Raw genomic sequence first — 22,284 nt, 5'->3', positions numbered from 1 at the left:
TCGGCTTGCATGCAGCATTTGGCGACAAAACACAACAATGACCGGAGTCATCCATGTCCGCAGAAATAGAAGCACGCATTAAAGAGCTGGGAATCACCCTGCCGCAGGCCGCAGCGCCCGCCGCCAATTATGTTCCCTTCGTCATCAGTGGATCGCATCTCTATATCTCCGGTCAGCTGCCGATGGAAAACGGCAAGATTGCGATCACCGGGCATCTCGGTGACACTGTCGACGTTGCCACCGGCCAGCGCGCAGCCGAACTCTGCGCCATCAACATCCTGGCTCAGGCCAAGGCAGCGCTCGGCGGCGAGCTCTCGCGCATCCGCCGCATCGTCAAGCTCAACGGCTTCGTCGCCTCCAAGCCGACCTTCATCGAGCAGCATCTGGTTATCAACGGCGCCTCCAACCTGATTGCCAAGGTTCTCGGCGATGCCGGCATCCATGCCCGCGCCGCCGTCGGCATGGCCGCCCTACCCTTCAATGCCGCCGTCGAAATCGACGCGGTGATCGAAATCGCTTGAGCGGACGGTATCCCATGAAAGACCTGTCCTGGCTGACAGCGCAGCCGATCGCCCATCGCGGCTATCACGACATGAACCATGCCATCTGGGAAAATACCCTCTCGGCTTTTGCAAGAGCGGCAGAAAACGGCTTCGCCATCGAGTGCGACCTACAATACACCGCCGACAGCGTGCCGGTGGTCTTCCACGATGACGACATGCTGCGGCTTTGCGGCATCAAGGGCGATATCCGCGAAAAGACGGCTGGCGAATTGGGGCTCGTCGCCATCGGCGGTACGGCTGACAAGGTACCGACGCTCGGCCAGCTTCTGCGGCTGGTCAAAGGCCGTGTCCCAATCATTCTCGAACTCAAGGGCCGCAAGGGCGACGATGACGGTTTTGCCGACGCGGTGCTGGAAACGCTTGAGAACTATCAGGGCCATGTCGCGCTGATGAGCTTCGACCACTGGCTGCTGAAGGATCTCAAGGCTCAGCATCCACCCTATCCACTCGGCCTGACAGCGGGAGGCAACCAACCAGAGCAGTTCTTCGTTCACGAAGAAGCGATGCAGCTTGGCCTTGATTTCATTTCCTATTTCTACGGAGATCTGCCAAATTCGTTCATCGACAAGGAACGGTCGCTCGGGCGCGCAGTCATTACCTGGACAGTCAGGGATCATGCCGCGGCCGGTCACACATTCAAATATGCGGATCAGATGACATTCGAAGGCTTCGATCCGAAGGAAAGGCTTATCGCTTAGGGTATGACAGGCGAAGTCAAAATCCGCGTCGAAACGTCCTTTGAGGATATTTCGAAGGAAAGCTGGGACCGACTGTCCGGGGCCGCCAAGGGACAATCCGGCGGTCTCTACAATCCGTTCGTTTCCCATGCCTATCTCTCTTCACTGGAAGAATCCGGCTCGGCCACAGCCGACACCGGATGGCTCGGCCAGCACCTTCTGATGGAAGACGGCCAGGGCGGTCTGTCTGGCGGCCTGATCTGCTATCTGAAAAACCACAGCCAGGGCGAATATGTCTTCGATCACGGCTGGGCCGATGCTCTGGAGCGCGCTGGCGGACGTTATTATCCGAAGCTGCAATGCTCGGTTCCGTTCACGCCAGCGACGGGTCCACGGCTGCTCAGCGCGCTGGGCACGGACACGGGCGTGGTCCAGGATGCGCTTGCCGCCGGATTGCAGGAACTCGCCCGCCGTCACAACGTGTCGTCAGCGCATGTGACGTTCGTGCCGCAGGAGGAAATCCCGACATTCGAGCGCGCCGGGTTCCTGCACAGGACCGACCAGCAGTTTCATTTTCTCAATGACGGCTACACGTCGCACAACGACTTCCTTGAGACGCTGGCGTCACGCAAGCGCAAGGCGCTGAAGAAGGAGCGCCGGGCAGCGCTCGAACACGGCATCAGCATCGACTGGCTGACCGGCAAGGACCTGACGGAAAGTGTCTGGGACCAGTTCTTCGCCTTCTACATGGATACCGGCAGTCGCAAATGGGGGCGGCCTTACCTGACCCGCGCATTCTATTCGCTGATCGGCGAACGCATGGCCGACGACATCCTGCTGGTCATGGCCAGGCGCAACGGCAAATATATTGCCGGCGCCATCAATTTCATCGGCAGCGACGCGCTCTATGGCCGCCACTGGGGCGCGATCGAAGATCATCCGTTCCTGCATTTCGAGGTCTGCTACCATCAGGCCATCGATTTCGCGATCTCGGAGGGATTGAAGCGGGTGGAGGCTGGCGCGCAAGGCGAACACAAGCTGGCACGCGGATATCTGCCCGCCACCACCCATTCGGCCCATTTCATCGCCCATCCGGGGTTGAAACGCGCCGTCGCCGATTATCTCGAACGCGAACGGCAGGATGTCGAGCAGATGAGCGATATCCTTGCCGAGCATAGCCCGTTCCGCAAAGGCGAGCGGCAAGAGACCGACGACTAAACGAAAAGATACAGATTTTTGGAGGAAAGACGCACATGACCAGCGCCGCCTATGACAGCAACAATATCTTCGGCAAAATCCTGCGCGGCGAAATTCCCGCTCACAAGGTCCATGAAGACGACAACACCCTCGTCTTCATGGATGTCATGCCGCAGGCGGAAGGCCATGTTCTGGTCGTGCCGAAAGCTGCGTCGCGCAACATTCTCGACGCGGATCCGGCAACGCTCGGCTCCCTGATCGCCGTCGTCCAGAAAGTCGCGATCGCAGCACAGGATGCCTTTGATGCCGACGGCGTGACGATCATGCAGTTCAACGAAGCGCCTGCGGGCCAGTCCGTGTTCCACCTGCATTTCCATGTCATTCCCCGGCACGAGGGCGTTCCGTTGCGGCCGCATTCCGGCAAGATGGAGGATGGGGTCGTTCTTGCGGCCAATGCCGCGAAAATCAGGGAAGCACTCTGACGGCTGGGATCAGACGGTCTTCAGTTCGCTGATATTCTGGTAATCGATACTCAACTTCCGCATTGTCAAGCCTGACAGTGCATAGGCTATCGCGAACACGCCGACACCGCCGATCATATCGATCAGGTGATGGCCACCTTGAACGAGAATGGCCAGCGCCATGAAGGCATTGAGGCAAAAGATCACCGGCATCAAAATGCGATGGCGCGGCACGAAACAGACTGACATGCATGCCATTACGGTATGGAATGATGGGAAGCCAATCAAACCAAGAACATTTTTTGGAGACAGATATTCCACGCCATCACGACTTAGGGCCAGCAGTGCATCGCCATAGGCCGGTGTGACAGCGATCGGAAATGCGTCCAGCACGGACTGCGGCAGATCATGGAAGCTCTTGGCACCGAAATTGGGGAACAGCGCCCAGATCACAATCGCCAGAAGCGCACCGATGACCCCAGTCAGCAGAAAACGGTGCAGCTGTTGCGCCTCACCCATGAAGCCCAAAACGAGAATGATGACCAAAAGTTGCGGCAGAGACGTGAAATAGACCTGATACAAAAACGTCCCGAACCACGGGTAGTTCGATACCCAGATCAACAATGTGGGCCAATGATATCCCATCGCCGCATCGACCTGCATCAGAAAATCGTCAATCGGCGCAAAGGTATTGGGAAGAAACATGTAATTGAAGATCGAACCGATGATGGTGAACAGCACAAACAGTCCAGCCGCGATCAAAGCCAACGCCAGGCGGCCTTCGTGACGGATGACACGATAATATTGTCCGGCCGCAACCAGAAACAGTCCGATGCCAATGATGCTGGCGTAACCAACAACATCGACTGGTATGTTCTTGGAATAGAGCAGGACGGTATCCAACGCAGCCAGTGTCAAAATAATTCGGACGACGAACCATTCTCCGGGCAAAAAGCGCATCTGCTGCTCCTTTAAATTCAGGCAACACATACGCCATGGCATTTAAGATTCGGCTAAGCGCCGTTGGTATTTTGGCTGACGTTTCTCAAAATCCCAATGCCCACAAGCCAATCGCCAGCACCGCAATCGCCGTGGCGATACCAATGGCCGGTTTTTGGCGTCCGATGAAAAACGCAGTTGCGCCCACGGCCACCGAGCCCAGACGAAGCCAGAGCGGTGATTGCTCGAGGACACCGGTCGGATAGAGGATCAGCTTGGCGATGACGGCGGCCACCAGCGCGGTTGCGACCGCCCTCACCCAGTTCAAGGCTTCGGAATCCTCGCGCAGCCGATTGCCGGCCAGCACGCCAAGCCAGCGCCAGAGATCGGTCGCAAGCCAGCCGGCAATCGCGATGAAGACATAGGCCCACCAGCCTTCGAGCACGGTCACGCGCGAACCTCCTTGCGCCGGCGCCAGCTGCGCTCGGCCGCCCACGCAAGCGTGCCGCCGCCGACGCCTGCCAGCAGAATGTCGAACTGAGGCGCCAGCCAGTAAAACAACGGGCCGGCAATAAGCCCGACGGCCAGCGCCACGTAGATCACCGGGTGACGCGCGGAACTCCAGATCGAAGCGAGAAAGTAAACCGGCGTCAGGAAAAACAGGCAACCCGCCACAATGGGCGGAAACTCGGCGACGAACTGATAGACGACCGCCACCAGAAGCATGTTGGCCAGAACGAGCGTGATGCCGAAACCGGCGAAAAACGCGATCCGCCGCTCGCGCGGCACTGCCTGCACCCGCTCCATCGCGAACACCCAGGCGGTGATCGCCACGAAATGCGACAGGAACAGCAAGAGCCAGGTGGGGGTCTTTTCGGTGCGGATTTCCGGAACGAGGGCCGCGACCATCGGCATCAGCCGGATCGAAGACAGAGTAACGGCGATGAATGCGGTCAGCAGATTGGCGCCGCCGAGGATCGAGCTGACAAGAATGACCTTGGCCGGCAGAGCCCAGACCATCCCCGTCATGAACACCACCTGTTCTACCGGAATGCCCGCCTGCGCCGTAAAGGCACAGAAGCCGACGAAGGACAGCATCAGGATGATGGCTGGCAGGCTGAAAATGCCCTTCATGCCGATCAGGAACCAGTCCCGCCGGGAGCCGATCGTCTGGCTATCGTCCATCACTATATCCGCTGATTCATGTCACAAAAAAACAGTGCCGGACCATTCCGCCCGGCACTGTGTCTCTCTTTTCTATACGCCTACTTCTTGCGCGGTACCTTCGGCACCGTGCTTCCCTTGCGGGGCGGCTCGGCAGCCTTGGCAGTCGCCGGCTCTTCGCTCACAGCCGCCTTGGATGCCTTCTTCGGCTTGGCGCGGCTTTCCGGCTCGGCACCGACGGTTTCCATTTCCTTCGGCTTTGCCGCCTTGGACGCCTTTTTCACCGGCGCCACGACTTCTGCCTTCGGCTTGATGCGCGCCGTTTCCGGAACGTAGTCGAGGAACAGGCCCTTTGTGCCATCAGGCTTGGTGCCGACCGTTACCTTGACGACGCCGCCCTTTTTCAGCTTGCCGAAGAGAATTTCATCGGCGAGCGGCTTCTTGATGTGTTCCTGGATGACGCGCGCCAGCGGCCGCGCACCCATCTTTTCATCGTAGCCCTTGTCGGCCAGCCAGGCGATGGCTTCCGGCTGCAGATCGAAGGTGACGTTGCGTTCGGCAAGCTGGGTTTCCAGCTGCATGACGAACTTCTGCACGACCTGATGGATGACCGGCGTCGGCAGCGATGCAAACGGGATCACCGCATCGAGACGGTTGCGGAATTCCGGCGTAAACAGGCGGTTCAGCGCCTCGACATCATCGCCTTCGCGCTTGGAGGAACCGAAACCGAAGGCAGCCTTGGCCATTTCCGATGCGCCCGCGTTCGTCGTCATGATCAGGATGACGTTGCGGAAGTCGATCTTCTTGCCGTTGTGGTCCGTCAGCGAGCCGTGATCCATGACCTGCAACAGGATGTTGAACAGGTCCGGATGCGCCTTCTCGATTTCATCAAGCAGCAGAACCGAATGCGGATGCTGGTCGATACCATCGGTCAAAAGGCCGCCCTGGTCGAAGCCGACATAGCCGGGAGGTGCACCGAGCAGACGCGAGACGGTGTGGCGCTCCATATATTCCGACATGTCGAAGCGGATGAGTTCCACGCCGAGCGACGCTGCAAGCTGCTTGGCGACTTCCGTCTTGCCGACACCTGTCGGGCCGGAGAAGACGTAGGAGCCGATCGGCTTGTTGGGCTCGCGAAGACCGGCACGCGCCAGCTTGATCGCCGAGGCAAGCGCTTCGATTGCCAGATCCTGACCGTAGACGACCGAACGCAGTTCCTTTTCCAGATTGGCGAGAACGGCCTCGTCATCCTTGGAAACAGACTTCGGCGGAATGCGGGCCATCGTTGCAATCGTTGCTTCGATCTCCTTTTCGGTGATCAGCTTGCGGCGCTTGTTGACGGGCAACAGCATCTGGGCAGCACCGGTCTCGTCGATCACGTCGATCGCTTTGTCCGGCAGCTTGCGGTCGTTGATGTAGCGGGCCGAAAGCTCGACGGCCGACTTGATCGCCTCGTTCGAGTATTTCAGCTTGTGATAGTCCTCGAAGTAGGGCTTCAGCCCCTTCATGATCTCGATGGCATCGTCGATGGTCGGTTCGCTGACATCGATCTTCTGGAACCGGCGCACCAGCGCGCGGTCCTTTTCGAAGAACTGGCGGTATTCCTTGTAGGTGGTCGAGCCGATGCAGCGGATCGCGCCCGAAGACAGAGCCGGCTTCAACAGGTTGGAGGCGTCCATGGCACCGCCGGAAGTCGCACCGGCACCGATCACGGTGTGAATCTCGTCGATGAACAGCACGGCGCCCGGATATTCTTCCAGTTCCTTGACGACCTGCTTCAGCCGCTCTTCGAAGTCACCGCGATAGCGGGTGCCGGCGAGCAGCGTGCCCATGTCGAGCGAAAAGATCGTCGCGTCCTGCAACGCTTCCGGCACCTTCTTCTCGACGATGCGCTTGGCCAGACCTTCGGCGATCGCCGTCTTGCCGACGCCGGGGTCACCGACATAGAGCGGGTTGTTCTTCGAGCGGCGGCACAGGATCTGAATGGTGCGGTTGACCTCGGCATGGCGGCCGATCAGCGGGTCGATCTTGCCGACCTTGGCCTTCTCGTTGAGGTTGACGCAATAGGCGGTCAGCGCATCCTGCTGCTTCTTCGGGCCGCTTTCATCCTGCTCGCGTGATGCCTTCTGCTCGGATTCCGGCTCGTCGGCGCCACGCGGCGGACGCGCCTCGGAGGCGCCGGGCCGCTTGCCGATGCCGTGCGATATGAAATTGACCGCATCGTAGCGCGTCATCTCCTGCTCCTGCAGGAAATAGGCGGCATGGCTCTCGCGCTCGGCGAAGATGGCAACGAGCACATTGGCGCCCGTCACTTCCTCGCGTCCGGACGACTGGACATGGATCACGGCCCGCTGGATGACCCGTTGGAAGCCCGCCGTCGGCTTGGAATCCTCGTCATAGCCCGTCACCAGGTTGCCGAGTTCGTTGTCGACATAATCGGATACGGTCTTGCGCAGGCTGTCGAGGTTGACGTTGCATGCGCCCATGACCGCCGCCGCATCGGCGTCGTCGATCAACGCCAGCAGGAGGTGCTCCAGGGTCGCATATTCATGATGGCGCTCGTTGGCCAGCGTCAGAGCCTGATGCAGCGCCTTTTCAAGGCTTGTTGAAAATGTTGGCACGTCAGTTCCTCATTTCTTTTCCATGACGCATTGCAGCGGGTGCTGATGCTCGCGGGCGAAATCCATCACCTGCGTCACTTTGGTTTCGGCAACTTCGTAGGTAAAAACACCGCATTCACCCACGCCGTGATTGTGAACGTGCAGCATGATCAGAGTTGCCGCTTCGCGGTCCTTCTGGAAAAAGCGCTCCAGGATGTGGATCACGAATTCCATCGGCGTGTAGTCATCGTTCAGAAGCAGAACGCGATACAGGCTCGGCTTCTTGGTCTTCGGCTTTGTCCGAGTGATGACAGACGTGCCACGGTTGGCATTGCCCCCATCCCCGTCGCTGTCTTTTTGCATCCGGACCGGCATGGCGATCATTCTACTTCATTCCCTTGTCCAGCCGCAAATGCTTGGGAGATATTCGCGACCTGTTCGTGACACATAATCTAGTGGTTCTTTTCCGGATTTTAAGGCTGTTCTTCCGCACTGCAATCATATTTGCGTCATGAGGCACAAGATTGATCAACTTTCTGAACCCGCAGATCATCAATATGCCACGCAGACAACAAAAAACCGACCACGAAACGCGTGGCCGGTTTTTCAACGTTCAAATTGTGGGGCAGCAGCCTCAAGCGGCAGCGGCGGCCTTGACAGCGGCCGTCGCCTTGGCGACCGGCGCTTCGTAAGGCTTGTAGGCGTCCTTGGCGAGGTCGGCATACATTTCGCCGATCTTCGTGGCTTCGGCGATATAGCCTTCGTAGGCGGATTTCACGTAGCCGGTCTGCAGTTCGAACGCGGCCTCGACGCTCTTGACGGTGCTGATTTTCTCGATGTGGGCAACGCTGTCTTCAAAAGCCTTCTTCGAATAGTCGGCGGCTTCCGTGGCGATCGCCTGAAAAGCCTTCGTCAGCGACGCATAGCTCTTCAACATCGTGTCCATCGTTTCCTTGCTCTTCTTATTCGCATCTTCGAAATTGAACATCAGGCTGCTCCTTTTTTGATGGCTCGCGACAGCAATAATTTATGTGCACCGCACAATAAAGTCAATGTATACGTGCAATGCAATAAAACGCTATCATTGCAACAGCTTGATGAAAAACCGCGGAAACAGCCCGTTTTCAGCGAAAAAATAAACAAAAAGTATGATTTATCAAAAAACCCGGCCTGAAGATCAGAGCCGGGTCAAATTTATACGTTCAACTGAAAATGGCATTCAGAGGTCGATATCGAGAATGGCCATCGAGAAGTTATAGGACAGTTCACCGTCCTCCTCGTCCCGGAAGACAACGCCCAGAAACTCGTCGCCCAGATAGACCTCGGCGGATTCGTCCTTCTTCGGCCGCGCCTTGATGACCATCGCCTGGTTGAAGGTGCGCTTGAAATAGGCTTCCAGCTTTTTGATTTCTTCGGGCTTCAAAGTCTTTTCTCCATGGCGGTTTGATTTGCGCCGCTTTTCGCACAGAGCCTCAAGCGGTGTAAACCCCCGGCAAGGCGGCCACCCGACAAAACGCCGGGATCAAATCTCGAACGAAACCAGCAACTGATCCATCGACCGCGACGGCTCCGAGCAGCCGGCTTCACCGACCACGCGTGCCGGAACGCCGGCGACCGTGGTCTTCGGCGGAACCTCCTTGAGCACGACGGAGCCCGCGGCAACGCGGGAGCAATTGCCGATATGAATGTTGCCGAGGATCTTCGCGCCGGCGCCGATCAGCACGCCGTTACCGATCTTGGGATGGCGGTCGCTGCCCTCCTTGCCGGTGCCGCCGAGCGTCACGCCATGCAGGATGGAGACATTGTCGCCGATAACCGCAGTCTCGCCAACCACGAGCCCCGTCGCATGATCGAGGAAGATGCCCTTGCCGATGCGTGCTGCCGGGTTGATGTCGGTCTGGAAAACCGACGAGGACTGGCTCTGGAGGTAGAGCGCGAAATCGCGGCGTCCGCGGTTCATCAGCCAATGCGCCAGCCGGTGGGTCTGGATCGCATGGAAGCCCTTGAAATACAGGATTGCCTCGAGGAAACGGGTGCAGGCCGGATCACGGTCGTAGACCGCCTGGATGTCGACACGCAGGATACTGCCCCATTCCGGCCAGTCTTCCAGCATTTCGGCAAAGGTCTGGCGCAGCAGGTTGGCCTGCAGATCGGGATGGTCGAGCCGTTCACAGATCCGGTAGATGACGCTGTCTTCCAGCGAATGCTGGTTGATGATGGTGGAATAGAGAAAGGCCGCGAGCAAGGGATCGTTCTGGGCCGCAATCCGCGCTTCCTCCTGCAGACTGTCCCAGATCGGATCCATGATCTTCACGGTTTCGGTCGGGCGTATGTCAGTCCTGGCGACCATCGCCACTCTCCTTCGTCGTCTGTCTGTCGATGTGATATAGGCCAAATCGTGCCGGATATAAATGGCTGGCCGAAAATTGAAGCCTGGAAGCCCTCATCAGCCTCAAGCGTGCCCGACCTTTGCCAAAAACTCAAGCACGGCCTTCTTGAAGACCCGATCGCCGACGGCAAGCATATGATCGCGACCGGGAATATCCAGCGCCTCGGCACCAGGAACAAGAGCGGCCAGTTCCTGTGCCGAACCGGCTATATCGTCCTTGGTACCAACGGCAATCAACACCGGCACGTCGATGCGGCCCATATCCTCGGCCGACAGCAGATCGCGCGAGGTCGAAATGCAGGCGGCAAGCGCCTTGCGGTCGCTTTTGGTCTGATCGGCAAAGGCGCGGAACATCCGCCCCCTCTCGTGGGTCACCACATCGAGAGACGGAGCGTTGAGCGCATCCGCGATCGGATCCCAATCGCCGACGCCGGTCACCATGCCGATGCCGAGCCCGCCGAGAACAAGAGAGCGGACGCGGTCGGGATGCGCCAGCGTCAGAAAGGTGGAAATGCGCGCGCCCATCGAATAGCCCATCACATGCGCCTCGGCGATGCCGAGATGGTCCAGCAGCGCCGCGGCATCGCCTGCCATTGCCGATGGATGATAGACCCCGGGATCATGCGGCTTGCCGCTGGCGCCATGGCCGCGATTGTCGAGCGCGATCACCCGGTATCCCGCATCGCCCAGCGTCTTCAGCCAACCCGGATAGACCCAGTTCACATTGGCGCTGGATGCAAATCCGTGGATCAGAAGAATGGGATCACCGGACGGATCACCCTCGTCGAAATAGGCGATCGAGAGGCCGTCATGGGTAAAGGTCGAAAAGGCGGGCGGGTTCAAATCCATCGCAGGTGTCCTGTTTTTGAGCGAACCTATGGCAGCGGCCGCATGGGGAAAACCCCGGCACACCAAAAAACGCACGGCCGCGGCATCTTTGCCGCTACACTTTTTGTGCAAAGCTTTCTATGGTGCGGCCAAATTCGACTATCCTTCCAGACGACGGAGCATGACATGGCCGGGCACGGTATTCCTCACTTCCAGAACGACGGCGGCCACGCGGTGATCGAGATCGGCGTCAAGGAATTCATGTGCACCGGCGCATCCGTTCCTTACGACCATCCGCATATCTATATCGACATGGGCGATGATATCGAAAAGGTCTGTTCCTACTGCTCGACGCTGTACCGTTACAACGCCAAGCTCCATGCGGACCAGACGGTGCCGGACGGCTGCACTTTCAATGCGAAGGCGGCCTGAGCGGCAAACGCTCCCGACATGAACCGGGGCAAACCCGTCGCAATCGTCGGAGCTGGCATTGCCGGACTGACGGCTGCTCTTTGTTTTGCCCGCAAGGGTATTCCCAGCGAGATCTTCGAACGGACGTCCGCCCTCAGCGAGGCCGGCGCCGGGTTACAGCTGTCCCCCAATGCCACGCGGATACTGGCGCGGCTCGGCCTGCTCCCGCAGCTTGAAAAAGTCTGGAGCGAGCCGGAAGTCATCGATCTCGTCGACGGAACATCGTTGCGAACATTGGCCTCCGTCCCATCAGGCCCGTTCGCGCGGGATCACTGGGCATCACCCTATGGCGTTCTGCGCAGGACCGATCTTCAGACAACCCTGCTTGATGCCGTGGAAGCCAATCCGCTGTGCCGTCTTCATCTTGGCATGCAGATCGACGATCCCGCCGCCGGTTCCATCGCACAAATTATCGGCACTGTGCCGCGCCTGGTGGTCGGCGCCGACGGCGTCTGGTCCGGGATCAGAGATCGGATGGAAGGCGCTGGAAAAGCGATGTTTTCCGGCAATGTCGCCTGGCGCTTGACGCTCGGTGAGGCCGCAGCTCCGGCTGTTTTCGAAAGCCGGAAAGTCGCGGCATTTCTGGGCGGCGGCTCCCATCTTGTCGCCTACCCCCTGGTGAAAACAGGCAGTTTCAACGTGGTTGCGATCACCGGCGGGCGCAATCCCGGCGACGCCTGGGACCACGCCCTGCCCGAGGACGAATCGCGACGGCGGTTGTTGTCCGCTGCATTTTCCGGCTGGCATCCGCAGATTGCCCATATGCTGAAACAGGCATCCGCGCCGACAATCTGGCCACTGTACGAGGTCGGCGACGGTGCCTGGCACCGGGGCGAAGAAGCCATCCTGATCGGCGACGCGGCGCATGCGATGATGCCGTTTGCCGCCCAAGGCGCTGCCATGGCGATCGAGGATGCGTTTGAACTCGCCTCCTTCGTGGCGAACGGCCAGTCGCTCTCAGCCTTTGTTGATCACCGGAAAAGCCGGATTGCCCGTGTGCGTTCCCGCGGCGCCTTCAACCGTTTTGCCTATCACGCCCGTGGTCCGGTGCGGCTCGGGCGGGATCTCGTTCTATCGATGCGGCGACCGGAAAGCCTGGCTGCCGATTTCGACTGGCTCTATGGATACGAGCCGCGCGACTGAAGGTGGCCTGTCGGGGAAATGTTACCCTAAGCCGTCCCCGCATCCATCTGAGGCGCAGCATCAGGATAAAGGGATAATCTCCTGCTGTTGGGCCATGGACCAACGATGGATTTTCTCAGCAACATCCGTTGGAGCAAAGGGCAAGGCGCTGACTGGAATAACAGCGACCGTTCCATGGAAAACCAGCACCAGACTGTCCGGCTGCAAGACCGCAAGATGATAACGCGCCCAGCTGAGCTGTACCGTATCAAGTCTCGTGACCTGCTTATAGCCCTGTGGACCGATCTCAATCTGATAGTGAGGCGAGTACATTCGCTCGTGTTCGATATTCCAGCGCGCGAAAGCCTCGTGATACGACCTCCTCGAACGTCTCGCGCCGTGCCAAAGAATGCACCAGACAGCCAGGGCCGCAAACGGCGCAGGTGCAAAAACCCAATAACCGACAATAGGCCAGACGCCGGGAAACCACGGCAAAGTTATCGAATAAATGACGGCAACAGCCAATGCCGAGAGCAGCGATAGATTTGTTCTAACCCGGGCAAAATAGCGCGCCCAAGGGTTGCCGAAAATCATACGGTAATTTTCATAAGCTTGGTGCTGATATCCGAGTACATAGTCGGAGATGTGGCTCGGATCCGGCTTATACGTCACTGAAATAATGTCATCGCTGGTCATGTGAACCCGTCAAATGGTCCCAGTTAAAGTATACGGTTCTGGACAACATCGGCCTGCCTGCCTCAAATCCACGAGGGTTCAACTGGACCAGCGGAGTAGCCTTTGGCTGTCATTCGCCCTCCAGATGAATCGCCCCCCGAACGTCAGAGCGCTTTTGCCGCCGCAAAACCGGCTTCGATATCCCTGCGGAGATCGGCCACGTCCTCCAGCCCGATCTGCAGCCGGATGACCGGACCTTCGCTTGGTGCTTTGCTGACCCGGCGATCGGAGAGGCCAGCGTGAACGGCGAGGCTTTCGAAACCGCCCCAGGACCAGCCAAGCCCGAAGATTGACAGGGCATCGAGGAAGGCATGCGCCTTGGCCTTGAACTGCTCCTGGCTGTCGACTTTCAGGACGAACGAGAAAATGCCGCTGGAGCCGGTGAAGTCGCGCTTCCAGAGATCGTGGCCCGGAAAGCTCGGCAAAGCCGGATGCAGGACGCGTGCAACATCCTCGCGCTCCTCCAGCCACCGGGCGATGTTAAGCGTGCTTTCCTGGTGGCGCTCGAGGCGGATCCCCATAGTGCGCAGGCCACGCAGGATCTGGTAGCTGTCATCGGGTGAACCGCACAGGCCAAGGGCACCATGGGCTTCCAGCAATTGCTCCCAATGGGCCGCATTGGCGGAGACGGTGCCCATCAGAATATCGGAATGACCGGAGGGATATTTGGTCGCGGCATGGATCGACACGTCGACGCCATGATCCAGCGGCTTGAAGTAGAGCGGCGTCGCCCAGGTATTGTCCATCGTCACCACACATCCGTGACGATGCGCGACAGCGGAAATCGCACTGATATCCTGCATCTCGAAGGTGTTGGAACCCGGCGCTTCGGTATGCACGAGCCTGGTATTCGGCTTGATCAGGCTTTCGATGCCGGCACCGATCATCGGATCGTAGTAATCGACGCTGACACCGAGCCTCTTCAACATGGTGTCGCAGAAATGCCGCGTCGGGAAATAGACCGAATCGACGATCAGTGCATGATCGCCCGCCGACAGGAACGCCAGGAACGGCACCGTGACGGCCGCCAGCCCGGACGGCACGAGGACGGTCCCCGCCGAACCTTCCAGCGCATCGATCGCCTCGCACAACGCATCGGTGGTTGGCGTCCCGCGGGTGCCATAGGTATACTTCTGCGCCCGGGTTTCCATGGCTTTCGCATTGGGAAACAGCACCGTGGAGGCATGCACGACAGGCGGATTGACGAAGCCATGAAAGTCGGACGGCGAATTGCCGATATGCGACAGCCGGGTATTCACGCCGGCGCCGGCGAGGAAGTCATTCTTGTCATTCATGGGAAGGCCCGCTTGTGAAATTTCATGTGCGCGCACTTTTCCGTGCGCGGGACCAAAGGGTCAAGTGACTTCCGTGCCGGCGTACTGCACAAATGGCAAAAATACGATTTTTGGCGGTTTTTTAGACAAAAAACTGCACCAAACGACCCAAAACTGCCCAAACATACGGCGTAATCCACGATTTTCGTCGCGCGGCCCAGAAAATCGGCAACGCGTCTTGACCCTGCGATGTTTTGAGCATGAGATAGACGGTACTCGCGCCAGGAGGGTGGCGGGGGCCGCACCTTGCGCTTGCGCTTAACTTAAGGGCAGCGGTGCGGGACGAGAACAAAGACAACAGAAAAAGGTTCTAAAAATGGCAAAAAGAATTCTGACAGCGCTTATCGGCGCTGCCGTCATGGGGATTGGCACCCAGGCTGCGTCCGCGACGACACTTGGCGACGTGAAGGCAAAGGGCTTCCTGCAATGCGGCGTCAACACCGGCCTGACCGGTTTTGCTTCTCCTGACGCATCCGGCAACTGGAGCGGTTTCGACGTCGATTACTGCAAGGCCATTGCCGCCGCCATTTTCGGCGACGCAACCAAGGTGAAATATACCCCGACTTCTGCCAAGGACCGTTTCCCGGCGCTGCAGTCCGGCGAAGTGGACGTACTGGCCCGTAACACGACCTGGACGATCAACCGCGACACCGCGCTCGGCTTCAACTTCCGCGCCGTCAACTACTATGACGGCCAGGGCTTCATGGTCCGCAAGTCGTTGAATGTGAAGTCGGCTCTCGAACTGTCCGGCGCCGCGGTCTGCGTCCAGACCGGCACGACGACCGAACTGAACCTTGCCGACTATTTCAAGGCCAACAACCTTCAGTACAATCCGGTCGTGTTCGAAAAGCTCGAAGAAGTGAACGCCGCCTACGACGCAGGCCGTTGCGACGTCTACACGACCGACCAGTCCGGCCTCTATTCGCTGCGCCTGACGCTGGCAGCACCGGACGATCACATCATCCTGCCGGAGATCATTTCCAAGGAGCCGCTTGGCCTCGCCGTTCGCCAGGGCGATGACCAGTGGTTTGACATCGTTTCGTGGGTGCATTACGCGCTCGTCGGCGCTGAAGACTTCGGCATCACCCAGGCAAACGTCGAGGAAATGAAGAAGTCCACGAACCCGGACATTCAGCGCTTCCTCGGTGTCGAAGCCGATACCAAGATCGGTACCGATCTCGGTCTCGAAAACGATTGGGCCGTGAAGATCATCAAGGCCGTGGGCAACTACGGCGAAGTCTTCGACCGCAACATCGGTGCAGGCAGCCCGTTGAAGATCGAACGCGGCCTGAATGCGCTTTGGAGCAAGGGCGGCATCCAGTATGCGCCGCCGGTTCGCTAAGACCATTTGACAACGGGAAAGCGGCTTCGGCCGCTTTCTCTCTCCTAAAAATAAAAAACACCCGCTTAAAAATAAGAAACGCTCGAAACAGGGCGAACAGGGGATAAGAGGCTCTGAATGACAATTGACGCCACGATTCCGCCCGGCAAGGACAAGCCGACCGGCTCAATTCTGAACGACCCCAAGGTCCGCGGTATCATCTACCAGGCCGTAACGCTGCTTTTGCTCGCCGCGTTCATCTACTGGGTGACCACGAACACCATCGAAAATCTCAAGCGCGCCAACATCGCTTCCGGCTACGGCTTCCTGAACGGGCGCGCCGGCTTTGACGTCGGCCAGTCGCTGATCGCGTTTTCCAGCGATTCGACCTACGGCCGCGCGCTCGTCGTCGGCTTTTTCAACACCATCCTTGTCGCCGTCACCGGTATCATCACCGCGACGATCATCGGCTTTCTGGTCGGCATCGGCCGGCTGTCGAAGAACTGGCTGATCGCCAAGCTGTCGATGGTCTATGTCGAAGTTTTCCGCAACATTCCGCCGCTGCTCGTCATCTTCTTCTGGTATTCGGGCGTTCTCGCCGTGCTGCCGCAGCCCCGGGAATCGCTGGCGCTGCCGCTGGACATGTATATCAACAATCGCGGCCTGGCCTTCCCCAAGCCCGTTTTCGAAAGCGGCGCGCAGTTCACGTTCTATGCCCTGGTCATTGCCGTAATCGCGAGCATTTTCTTCGCGCGCTATGCGAGCAAGTTGCAGATGGAGACCGGCAAGCGCCTGCCGGTGCTGTGGACGGTGCTGGGACTGGTCATCGGCCTACCGCTTCTGACCTTGATCGCCACCGGCACGCCGATCTCTTTCGATGTTCCGATTGCCGGCAAGTTCAACCTGACGGGCGGATCGGTCGTCGGTCCGGAATTCCTGTCGCTGTTCCTGGCCCTGTCATTCTACACGGCCGCGTTCATCGCCGAAATCGTGCGCGCCGGTATTCGCGGCGTCAGCCATGGCCAGTCGGAGGCGGCGCATGCGCTCGGTGTGCGGCCGGGCCTGACCACCCGCCTGGTCGTCGTACCGCAGGCGATGCGGATCATCATTCCGCCGCTGACCAGCCAGTACCTCAACCTGACGAAGAACTCGTCGCTGGCCATCGCCATCGGTTATGCCGATCTGGTCGCCGTCGGCGGCACGATCCTCAACCAGACCGGTCAGGCCGTCGAAATCGTCAGCATCTGGATCATCGTCTATCTGACGCTCAGCCTGTCGACATCGCTGTTCATGAACTGGTTCAACGCCAAGATGGCACTGGTGGAGAGATAAGATCATGAACACACATCAGACCAATTTCGTTCGCACCAGCATGCTCACCCAATCGGCACCGCCGGTGCTGGAGAAGGGCTATATCGCCTGGATTCGCAAGAACCTCCTGGCGACGCCGAAAGATGCGGTGCTGACGATCCTCGCCATCCTGCTTCTCGCCTGGCTTCTGCCGCCGATGATCAAATGGCTGTTCATCGACGCGTCCTGGACAGGCGGGGGGCGCGGCGTTTGTGCGACGGCCGCTCAGGGCGGCTCGCAGCCGGAAGGCTGGAGCGGCGCATGCTGGGCCTTCGTCAGCGCAAAATTCGACGTCTTCCTGTTCGGACGCTATCCGATCGACGAACGCTGGCGTCCGATGCTGGTTGGCGCTCTGTTCGTTGCGCTGCTGGTGCCGATTCTCATTCCGAAGGTCCCGTACAAGGGCCTGAATGCCATCCTGCTTTTCGGCGTGCTGCCTATCCTGTCGTTCTTCATCCTGATCGGCGGCGTCCTGGGCCTTCCCTATGTGGAAACCCCGCTCTGGGGCGGCCTGATGGTCACGCTCATCCTCTCCTTCGTGGGGATTGCCGTGTCACTGCCGTTCGGCATCGTCCTGGCGCTCGGGCGGCAATCGAAGATGCCGGTCATCCGGATGATCTCCACCATCTTCATCGAGATCGTCCGCGGCATTCCGCTGATCACGGTGCTGTTCATGGCCAGCGTCATGCTGCCCCTGTTCCTGCCGCAGGGCATGACGGTCGACAAGTTCCTGCGTGCGTTGATCGGGGTGTCGTTCTTTGCTTCCGCCTATATGGCCGAAGTGGTACGCGGCGGCCTGCAGGCCATTCCGAAGGGACAGGGGGAAGGCGCCGATTCGCTGGGCCTGAGCTATTGGCAGAAGATGCGGCTGATCATTCTGCCGCAGGCGCTGAAACTGGTGATCCCGGGTATCGTCAACACCTTCATCGGCCTGTTCAAGGATACCTCGCTGGTATCGATCATCGGCATGTTCGATCTGCTCGGCATCGTTCGCCAGAACTTCTCGGACGCCAACTGGGCATCACCGGTGACGCCGCTGTCCGGCCTCGTCTTTGCCGGATTCACTTTCTGGCTTTTCTGCTTCGGCATGTCGCGCTATTCAGGGTTCATGGAACGAAAGCTCGACAAAGGTCACAAACGATAACAATTCAAGGGGAAATACCATGGCAGCTGAAGCCAAACCGCTGAAAATCGAAGTTTCGTCTACCGATGTCGCTGTTGAAATCATCGGCATGAACAAGTGGTACGGAGACTTCCACGTTCTGCGCGACATCAATCTGAAGGTCATGCGCGGTGAGCGCATCGTCGTTGCCGGCCCGTCCGGCTCCGGAAAATCGACGATGATCCGCTGCATCAACCGTCTGGAAGAGCACCAGAAGGGCAACATCATCGTCGATGGCATCGAGCTCACCAACGATCTGAAGAAGATCGATGAAGTGCGCCGCGAAGTCGGCATGGTGTTCCAGCACTTTAACCTCTTCCCGCACCTGACGATCCTGGAGAACTGCACGCTGGCGCCGATCTGGGTGCGCAAGATGCCGAAGAAGCAGGCGGAAGAAATCGCCATGCACTTCCTCAAGCGCGTCAAGATCCCGGAACAGGCCAACAAGTATCCGGGCCAGCTCTCCGGCGGTCAGCAGCAGCGCGTGGCGATCGCCCGTTCGCTCTGCATGAACCCGCGCGTCATGTTGTTCGACGAGCCGACATCGGCGCTCGATCCGGAAATGATCAAGGAAGTGCTCGACACCATGGTCGGCCTTGCCGAAGAAGGCATGACGATGATCTGCGTCACCCACGAAATGGGCTTTGCGCGCCAGGTCGCCAACCGCGTCATCTTCATGGACCAGGGCCAGATCGTCGAACAGAACGAGCCGGCCGCCTTCTTCGACAACCCACAGCACGAGCGCACCAAGCTGTTCCTCAGCCAGATCCTGCACTGAGGGCACGAAGGCCATCGTCATTACACCAGAAAGGCCCGCGACCGTTCGTTGTCGCGGGCCTTTCTCATTGGGATATCACTCGATGGTGTATTTCAGCGTTCCCAGCGACCAGCGCACGCCGCGGTTTTCGGTATCGCCGGTCCAGGTTTTCTGAAGCCTGGCAACGATCGCACTGAGGCTCTGGCGGGCATCGAGCGCGGCGCTCAGGCCTTGCGCTGAAGGCGCAACGTCCTTCAGGTCCACCGCATCGCTGACGACGATCGCCACCAGCATGTTCTCACCGCTGCCGTCAGCCTCGAAATCGAAGCCATAATAGTCATCCGGTATGGTCAATGTCGATCCCGCTGAAAGCGGTGTGATCTTTTTCGCCATGTCGTTGGGGAAAATCTGCGTTGCGATGCCCTCGCCGTTTACATCCAGAAGGACGAGATTGCCGTCATACCGGCTGGTGACGGAGATCTTGAAGGACTGCCCCTTCTTCAGCATCGGGCCGGTATCGAGCGAAACCGTCACATCGCCGGTATCCGCCTTGCCGACAATATCGCCGATGGCGTCAATGGGATTTGCGTCAACATAGGCGGGCGCGGTGCCGGCCTCGGTTTTCGCCTGCTGGTAGACGGGCTCCGGCTTGTTCTCCGGTTTATTCTGGGGCTGATCCGCCGCCGTTTGCTCCGCCGTGTACGGTTCGGGTTTGGCGACACTGGTGCCGAGCGCATCGGGCACGGTTTCCAGCTGCGGATCGAGATCGTCGCAATTCTCCTGGGCTGCGCAATATTCCTTCGACTTCTTCGTCACATATTCGAAAAGCTCGGCATTGCTCACCAGACCATTGCCGTTGGCGTCGGCTTCCGCCGGTTTGTAGCCGGCTATATAAGCTGACGTGAAAACCCCATGACGCTCCTCGACCGGTTGCCGCACATCGTCCCACGCGACCTGATAGGGGGCTGCCGCACTCCAGGCCGTGACACCGCCGGCGGTCAACCTGGCCGGTTTGTCGATGACGCCCAGATCGATGCGAAGGCCTCTGGTCACGTTCTGCCTGGAATCCTGGGCGAAGGGACGCGGCAGATAACGCGCGCCTTTCTGACCGGACGCCGCTTGCGGTGACAATGATCGCGAAATCGTGCCGGAGTGGCAGGCATCGATCACCAGCGTCACGGCCCTGCCCTTCAGTTTTTCCAGCACCGCCTCGATCTCGTCGTCAAGGATCACATTCGTCCAATCCGTATCACCCGCCTTGATGTCGTAGGTCGAAATGGCTTCGTCCATTCCGTCCTCCTCATCGCCACTGAGATCCTTGACCTGGAGACCGTGCCCGGAGAAATAAAGGTAGACGCGGTCGCCCGGTACGGTTGCGGCAATCAGCCATTCTTCCATCGACGACAGAATTGCCTGCCGCGTCGCCTGCTCGTCGGTCAAAACCCGGATCTCCTCCGGTTTGAAGGACAGCGTTCCCGTCAAAAGCTGCTGAATGGCCTTCACATCGTTCTTCGGCCCATGCAGGAACATGTCTTCCGGCAGATTTGCATAAGTTCCGATGCCGATCAGCAGGGCCTTATCCTCGGCCCTTGCCGCCAGCGGTTGCGCGCCCAGAAAAGCAAGGCACGACAGCAATCCCAGGGCAGAATGCGAAAAGGCGGAGCGCAAAGCGGCCATCAGAGCTTTTCCCGGGTATAGAGCGGCTGGATCGCCACGCTGGTGTCGGTTCCGTCGATGCGCGACGACAGAAGCTGCAGCACGGTCGCGGCATCGGCGTTCTTGCTTGCCAGCGCAGCACCGATCGCATCGACCGGCTCATTGGTGGAAATGACGATCAGATGATCCGCCCCGAACGGTTCCACCACCTGCAAATTGCTCAGCTTGAATTCCTGGCTGACTGTCCCCTCTGCCTGGACGTCCAGCAATTGCACCTGGCCACTATTGGCAAGATTGAAGACCACCATGTTCCTGTAGCCCGATGCCGGCGCATCGAAGGAAATCCGGTCGCCCGCCGCATAGATGTCCTTCTGCGGCGTCAGCGATACCGTGCCCGGATTCTGGCTGGCCATCGCCTTCAGGAAATCCAGCAGGATGAATTTTTCCACCACGGACTGGACCGCAGCCGCATCGATATGTTCGCCCGCGACATCGCCGTTCGGGGTATAAAAGATGCCTTCGGCCGCATCCCAGCGATAGGGAACGCCTGCGCCGCCGGTGTTTTCGGGCACGAGATCAGAGCCGCTGACTGTCAGTGCCAGCTTGCCGTCCCAGCCGGCTTCACGCACCGGCTTGTAGGTCTTTTTCACATTGGGATCGGCCGCGACCGCCGCGCTGCGGGTCAGCGGCAGCACCACTTCATCCTCGGAGCGCGGCAGCTGCGGTGTGAAATTGGGGATCTGCAAGGCTTCGGACTGAGACTTCACATTGGCGAAGACATAGTCCTCCAGCTCGATCCGGGATATCTTGCCATCGCCGTTGCGATCGGCCGCTCCCTCGACGGCGCGGGCAAAGCTCCAGCTCAGCGCGCCACGTGCCTCGCCATTGATGATGACTTCGGGCGATGGCTGGCTTTCCAGCGAGGCGGCCAGCACCGTCACCTGGCGGAAATCGCCCTCCTTGACCCCAGCGCCGGAAACGGCCTCTTCCGATGGCGGCGGCAGCTTGACCGTGACGGCATGGGCAAGGCGCGTCTTGCCGGAAAAAGACCGGCTCATGCCGCCGGAATGGCAGCTGTCGGAGACGAAGAGAACATGAACACCCTTGGCCTCGGCCTCCGAAAACCAGGCATTCAGCTCGTTGTCGACAATGATCTCGCGATCCGTTTCCGCGGCGCGGCTGCGATCGAAACCGGGCAGCTGCAGGAATTCATCCAGCCCGTCGGCCTCATCGCCGGCGACAAGTTCCGGCATCTGCGCACCATGACCGGCATAGGTGAAGATGATCGTATCGCCCTTGACTGCGCCCTCCACAAAGCCCGTCCAGGCGGCCCGGATGTCATCCTTGCGTGCCGCCGCATCGAAAAACGTCGTCATCCGGTCAACGCCGGCGCGTTGCAGCGCAACTGCGACATCGCGGGCATCCTTGACGGCCCCATCGAGGTTGACCTCGTAAGGGTAGGCATCGATGCCGACCACCAGCGCATAGGTCGCGGCGCTGGCAGCGCTGAGCGGCGCGGCTGAAACCAGAAGTGCGAGAAGAAAGCCGCGCAGCATTA

At 59.2% G+C, this 22,284-nt stretch carries 23 protein-coding genes; 10 read left to right on the top strand and 13 right to left on the bottom strand.

Annotated elements, in window-relative coordinates; genetic code table 11:
• The first annotated feature begins 53 nt into the window (after positions 1-53).
• The 4 genes from ADU59_RS17795 to ADU59_RS17780 are packed head-to-tail and all read left to right on the top strand — an operon-like array spanning position 54 to position 2,919.
• On the top strand, positions 54-521 hold the full coding sequence (locus ADU59_RS17795) for a RidA family protein (RefSeq protein WP_068955500.1): 468 nt from the start codon (positions 54-56) through the stop codon (positions 519-521).
• A 14-nt stretch (positions 522-535) separates the two neighbouring features.
• Entirely contained in the window at positions 536-1,261 is a 726-nt protein-coding gene (locus ADU59_RS17790; RefSeq protein WP_068955499.1) for a glycerophosphodiester phosphodiesterase, read from the top strand.
• A 3-nt stretch (positions 1,262-1,264) separates the two neighbouring features.
• Positions 1,265-2,458, top strand: a complete 1,194-nt coding sequence (locus ADU59_RS17785; RefSeq protein WP_068955498.1) for a GNAT family N-acetyltransferase — start codon at positions 1,265-1,267, stop codon at positions 2,456-2,458.
• 35 nt (positions 2,459-2,493) lie between these two features.
• On the top strand, positions 2,494-2,919 hold the full coding sequence (locus tag ADU59_RS17780) for an HIT family protein (RefSeq protein ID WP_068955497.1): 426 nt from the start codon (positions 2,494-2,496) through the stop codon (positions 2,917-2,919).
• Between the two features lie 9 nt (positions 2,920-2,928).
• Here the strand turns inward: ADU59_RS17780 and ADU59_RS17775 are convergent, their stop codons facing one another.
• The 9 genes from ADU59_RS17775 to ADU59_RS17735 all read right to left on the bottom strand — a co-directional run bounded on the left by ADU59_RS17775 (position 2,929) and on the right by ADU59_RS17735 (position 10,839).
• Positions 2,929-3,858: a phosphatase PAP2 family protein gene (locus ADU59_RS17775; RefSeq protein ID WP_068955496.1), complete on the bottom strand. Its 930-nt coding sequence runs from the start codon at positions 3,856-3,858 to the stop codon at positions 2,929-2,931.
• Between the two features lie 85 nt (positions 3,859-3,943).
• Positions 3,944-4,315 (bottom strand): AzlD domain-containing protein, encoded by a 372-nt coding sequence (locus ADU59_RS17770; RefSeq protein ID WP_068955660.1) that lies wholly within the window; start codon positions 4,313-4,315, stop codon positions 3,944-3,946.
• A complete protein-coding gene (locus ADU59_RS17765; RefSeq protein ID WP_068955495.1) occupies positions 4,285-5,022 on the bottom strand; it encodes an AzlC family ABC transporter permease in 738 nt (245 codons plus the stop codon). The genes ADU59_RS17770 and ADU59_RS17765 overlap by 31 nt, the downstream gene beginning before the upstream one ends.
• An 80-nt stretch (positions 5,023-5,102) precedes the next feature.
• Positions 5,103-7,622 carry an ATP-dependent Clp protease ATP-binding subunit ClpA gene (gene clpA / locus ADU59_RS17760; protein WP_068955494.1) on the bottom strand — a complete coding sequence of 840 codons (2,520 nt, stop codon included), beginning with the start codon at positions 7,620-7,622 and terminating at the stop codon, positions 5,103-5,105.
• Positions 7,623-7,631: 9 nt separating this feature from the next.
• Positions 7,632-7,985 (bottom strand): ATP-dependent Clp protease adapter ClpS, encoded by a 354-nt coding sequence (clpS, locus tag ADU59_RS17755; protein WP_037166601.1) that lies wholly within the window; start codon positions 7,983-7,985, stop codon positions 7,632-7,634.
• Positions 7,986-8,235: 250 nt separating this feature from the next.
• Positions 8,236-8,589 (bottom strand): phasin family protein, encoded by a 354-nt coding sequence (locus tag ADU59_RS17750; RefSeq protein WP_068955493.1) that lies wholly within the window; start codon positions 8,587-8,589, stop codon positions 8,236-8,238.
• Positions 8,590-8,820: 231 nt separating this feature from the next.
• Complete coding sequence (locus ADU59_RS17745) at positions 8,821-9,024, bottom strand: DUF3126 family protein (RefSeq protein ID WP_068955492.1); 204 nt, start codon at positions 9,022-9,024, stop codon at positions 8,821-8,823.
• A 99-nt stretch (positions 9,025-9,123) separates the two neighbouring features.
• Positions 9,124-9,951 (bottom strand): serine O-acetyltransferase, encoded by an 828-nt coding sequence (cysE, locus tag ADU59_RS17740; RefSeq protein WP_068955491.1) that lies wholly within the window; start codon positions 9,949-9,951, stop codon positions 9,124-9,126.
• Between the two features lie 102 nt (positions 9,952-10,053).
• Positions 10,054-10,839 carry an alpha/beta fold hydrolase gene (locus ADU59_RS17735; RefSeq protein WP_068955490.1) on the bottom strand — a complete coding sequence of 262 codons (786 nt, stop codon included), beginning with the start codon at positions 10,837-10,839 and terminating at the stop codon, positions 10,054-10,056.
• Positions 10,840-11,004: 165 nt separating this feature from the next.
• Between ADU59_RS17735 and ADU59_RS17730 the strand changes: the two genes are divergently transcribed.
• Together ADU59_RS17730 and ADU59_RS17725 are read left to right on the top strand one after the other, a co-directional pair.
• Complete coding sequence (locus tag ADU59_RS17730; protein WP_068955489.1) at positions 11,005-11,250, top strand: zinc-finger domain-containing protein; 246 nt, start codon at positions 11,005-11,007, stop codon at positions 11,248-11,250.
• Between the two features lie 18 nt (positions 11,251-11,268).
• Positions 11,269-12,432, top strand: coding sequence for an FAD-dependent monooxygenase (locus ADU59_RS17725; RefSeq protein ID WP_068955488.1), 1,164 nt, complete (start codon positions 11,269-11,271; stop codon positions 12,430-12,432).
• A 60-nt stretch (positions 12,433-12,492) separates the two neighbouring features.
• Here the strand turns inward: ADU59_RS17725 and ADU59_RS17720 are convergent, their stop codons facing one another.
• The gene (locus ADU59_RS17720; RefSeq protein ID WP_068955487.1) at positions 12,493-13,107 is read right to left on the bottom strand and encodes a hypothetical protein; all 615 of its coding nucleotides are present in this window, start codon (positions 13,105-13,107) and stop codon (positions 12,493-12,495) included.
• A gap of 143 nt (positions 13,108-13,250) precedes the next feature.
• Positions 13,251-14,441: a cystathionine beta-lyase gene (locus ADU59_RS17715; RefSeq protein ID WP_068955486.1), complete on the bottom strand. Its 1,191-nt coding sequence runs from the start codon at positions 14,439-14,441 to the stop codon at positions 13,251-13,253.
• A 355-nt stretch (positions 14,442-14,796) separates the two neighbouring features.
• On the opposite strand from ADU59_RS17715, the gene ADU59_RS17710 reads away from it, so the two are divergent.
• The 4 genes from ADU59_RS17710 to ADU59_RS17695 all read left to right on the top strand — a co-directional run bounded on the left by ADU59_RS17710 (position 14,797) and on the right by ADU59_RS17695 (position 19,091).
• On the top strand, positions 14,797-15,822 hold the full coding sequence (locus ADU59_RS17710; RefSeq protein ID WP_068955485.1) for an amino acid ABC transporter substrate-binding protein: 1,026 nt from the start codon (positions 14,797-14,799) through the stop codon (positions 15,820-15,822).
• Between the two features lie 117 nt (positions 15,823-15,939).
• On the top strand, positions 15,940-17,133 hold the full coding sequence (locus ADU59_RS17705; protein ID WP_068955484.1) for an amino acid ABC transporter permease: 1,194 nt from the start codon (positions 15,940-15,942) through the stop codon (positions 17,131-17,133).
• 4 nt (positions 17,134-17,137) lie between these two features.
• Positions 17,138-18,295 carry an amino acid ABC transporter permease gene (locus ADU59_RS17700; RefSeq protein ID WP_068955483.1) on the top strand — a complete coding sequence of 386 codons (1,158 nt, stop codon included), beginning with the start codon at positions 17,138-17,140 and terminating at the stop codon, positions 18,293-18,295.
• Positions 18,296-18,314: 19 nt separating this feature from the next.
• Positions 18,315-19,091 (top strand): amino acid ABC transporter ATP-binding protein, encoded by a 777-nt coding sequence (locus tag ADU59_RS17695; RefSeq protein WP_068955482.1) that lies wholly within the window; start codon positions 18,315-18,317, stop codon positions 19,089-19,091.
• Positions 19,092-19,166: 75 nt separating this feature from the next.
• On the opposite strand, the gene ADU59_RS17690 is transcribed toward ADU59_RS17695, so the two are convergent.
• Entirely contained in the window at positions 19,167-20,747 is a 1,581-nt protein-coding gene (locus ADU59_RS17690) for a caspase family protein (RefSeq protein WP_068955481.1), read from the bottom strand.
• Positions 20,747-22,282, bottom strand: a complete 1,536-nt coding sequence (locus ADU59_RS17685) for a caspase family protein (RefSeq protein ID WP_068955480.1) — start codon at positions 22,280-22,282, stop codon at positions 20,747-20,749. The genes ADU59_RS17690 and ADU59_RS17685 overlap by 1 nt, the downstream gene beginning before the upstream one ends.
• Positions 22,283-22,284 lie beyond the last annotated feature (2 nt).

The organism is Pararhizobium polonicum, from assembly GCF_001687365.1.
Classification (GTDB): Bacteria; Pseudomonadota; Alphaproteobacteria; order Rhizobiales; family Rhizobiaceae; genus Pararhizobium; species Pararhizobium polonicum.
Note: the sequence above shows the minus strand (reverse complement) of the source record. Positions and strands in the feature narration are given on the sequence as shown.

Bases quoted from the DNA above. Each gene is read 5' to 3' on its own strand.
- ADU59_RS17795 (WP_068955500.1), top strand. From the start codon at position 54: ATGTCCGCAGAAATAGAAGCACGCATTAAAGAGCTGGGAATCACCCTG.
- ADU59_RS17790 (WP_068955499.1), top strand. From the start codon at position 536: ATGAAAGACCTGTCCTGGCTGACAGCGCAGCCGATCGCCCATCGCGGC.
- ADU59_RS17785 (WP_068955498.1), top strand. From the start codon at position 1,265: ATGACAGGCGAAGTCAAAATCCGCGTCGAAACGTCCTTTGAGGATATT.
- ADU59_RS17780 (WP_068955497.1), top strand. From the start codon at position 2,494: ATGACCAGCGCCGCCTATGACAGCAACAATATCTTCGGCAAAATCCTG.
- ADU59_RS17775 (WP_068955496.1), bottom strand. From the start codon at position 3,858: ATGCGCTTTTTGCCCGGAGAATGGTTCGTCGTCCGAATTATTTTGACA.
- ADU59_RS17765 (WP_068955495.1), bottom strand. From the start codon at position 5,022: ATGGACGATAGCCAGACGATCGGCTCCCGGCGGGACTGGTTCCTGATC.
- clpS (WP_037166601.1), bottom strand. From the start codon at position 7,985: ATGATCGCCATGCCGGTCCGGATGCAAAAAGACAGCGACGGGGATGGG.
- ADU59_RS17750 (WP_068955493.1), bottom strand. From the start codon at position 8,589: ATGTTCAATTTCGAAGATGCGAATAAGAAGAGCAAGGAAACGATGGAC.
- cysE (WP_068955491.1), bottom strand. From the start codon at position 9,951: ATGGTCGCCAGGACTGACATACGCCCGACCGAAACCGTGAAGATCATG.
- ADU59_RS17735 (WP_068955490.1), bottom strand. From the start codon at position 10,839: ATGGATTTGAACCCGCCCGCCTTTTCGACCTTTACCCATGACGGCCTC.
- ADU59_RS17730 (WP_068955489.1), top strand. From the start codon at position 11,005: ATGGCCGGGCACGGTATTCCTCACTTCCAGAACGACGGCGGCCACGCG.
- ADU59_RS17725 (WP_068955488.1), top strand. From the start codon at position 11,269: ATGAACCGGGGCAAACCCGTCGCAATCGTCGGAGCTGGCATTGCCGGA.
- ADU59_RS17720 (WP_068955487.1), bottom strand. From the start codon at position 13,107: ATGACCAGCGATGACATTATTTCAGTGACGTATAAGCCGGATCCGAGC.
- ADU59_RS17715 (WP_068955486.1), bottom strand. From the start codon at position 14,441: ATGAATGACAAGAATGACTTCCTCGCCGGCGCCGGCGTGAATACCCGG.
- ADU59_RS17710 (WP_068955485.1), top strand. From the start codon at position 14,797: ATGGCAAAAAGAATTCTGACAGCGCTTATCGGCGCTGCCGTCATGGGG.
- ADU59_RS17705 (WP_068955484.1), top strand. From the start codon at position 15,940: ATGACAATTGACGCCACGATTCCGCCCGGCAAGGACAAGCCGACCGGC.
- ADU59_RS17700 (WP_068955483.1), top strand. From the start codon at position 17,138: ATGAACACACATCAGACCAATTTCGTTCGCACCAGCATGCTCACCCAA.
- ADU59_RS17695 (WP_068955482.1), top strand. From the start codon at position 18,315: ATGGCAGCTGAAGCCAAACCGCTGAAAATCGAAGTTTCGTCTACCGAT.
- ADU59_RS17690 (WP_068955481.1), bottom strand. From the start codon at position 20,747: ATGGCCGCTTTGCGCTCCGCCTTTTCGCATTCTGCCCTGGGATTGCTG.
- ADU59_RS17685 (WP_068955480.1), bottom strand. From the start codon at position 22,282: ATGCTGCGCGGCTTTCTTCTCGCACTTCTGGTTTCAGCCGCGCCGCTC.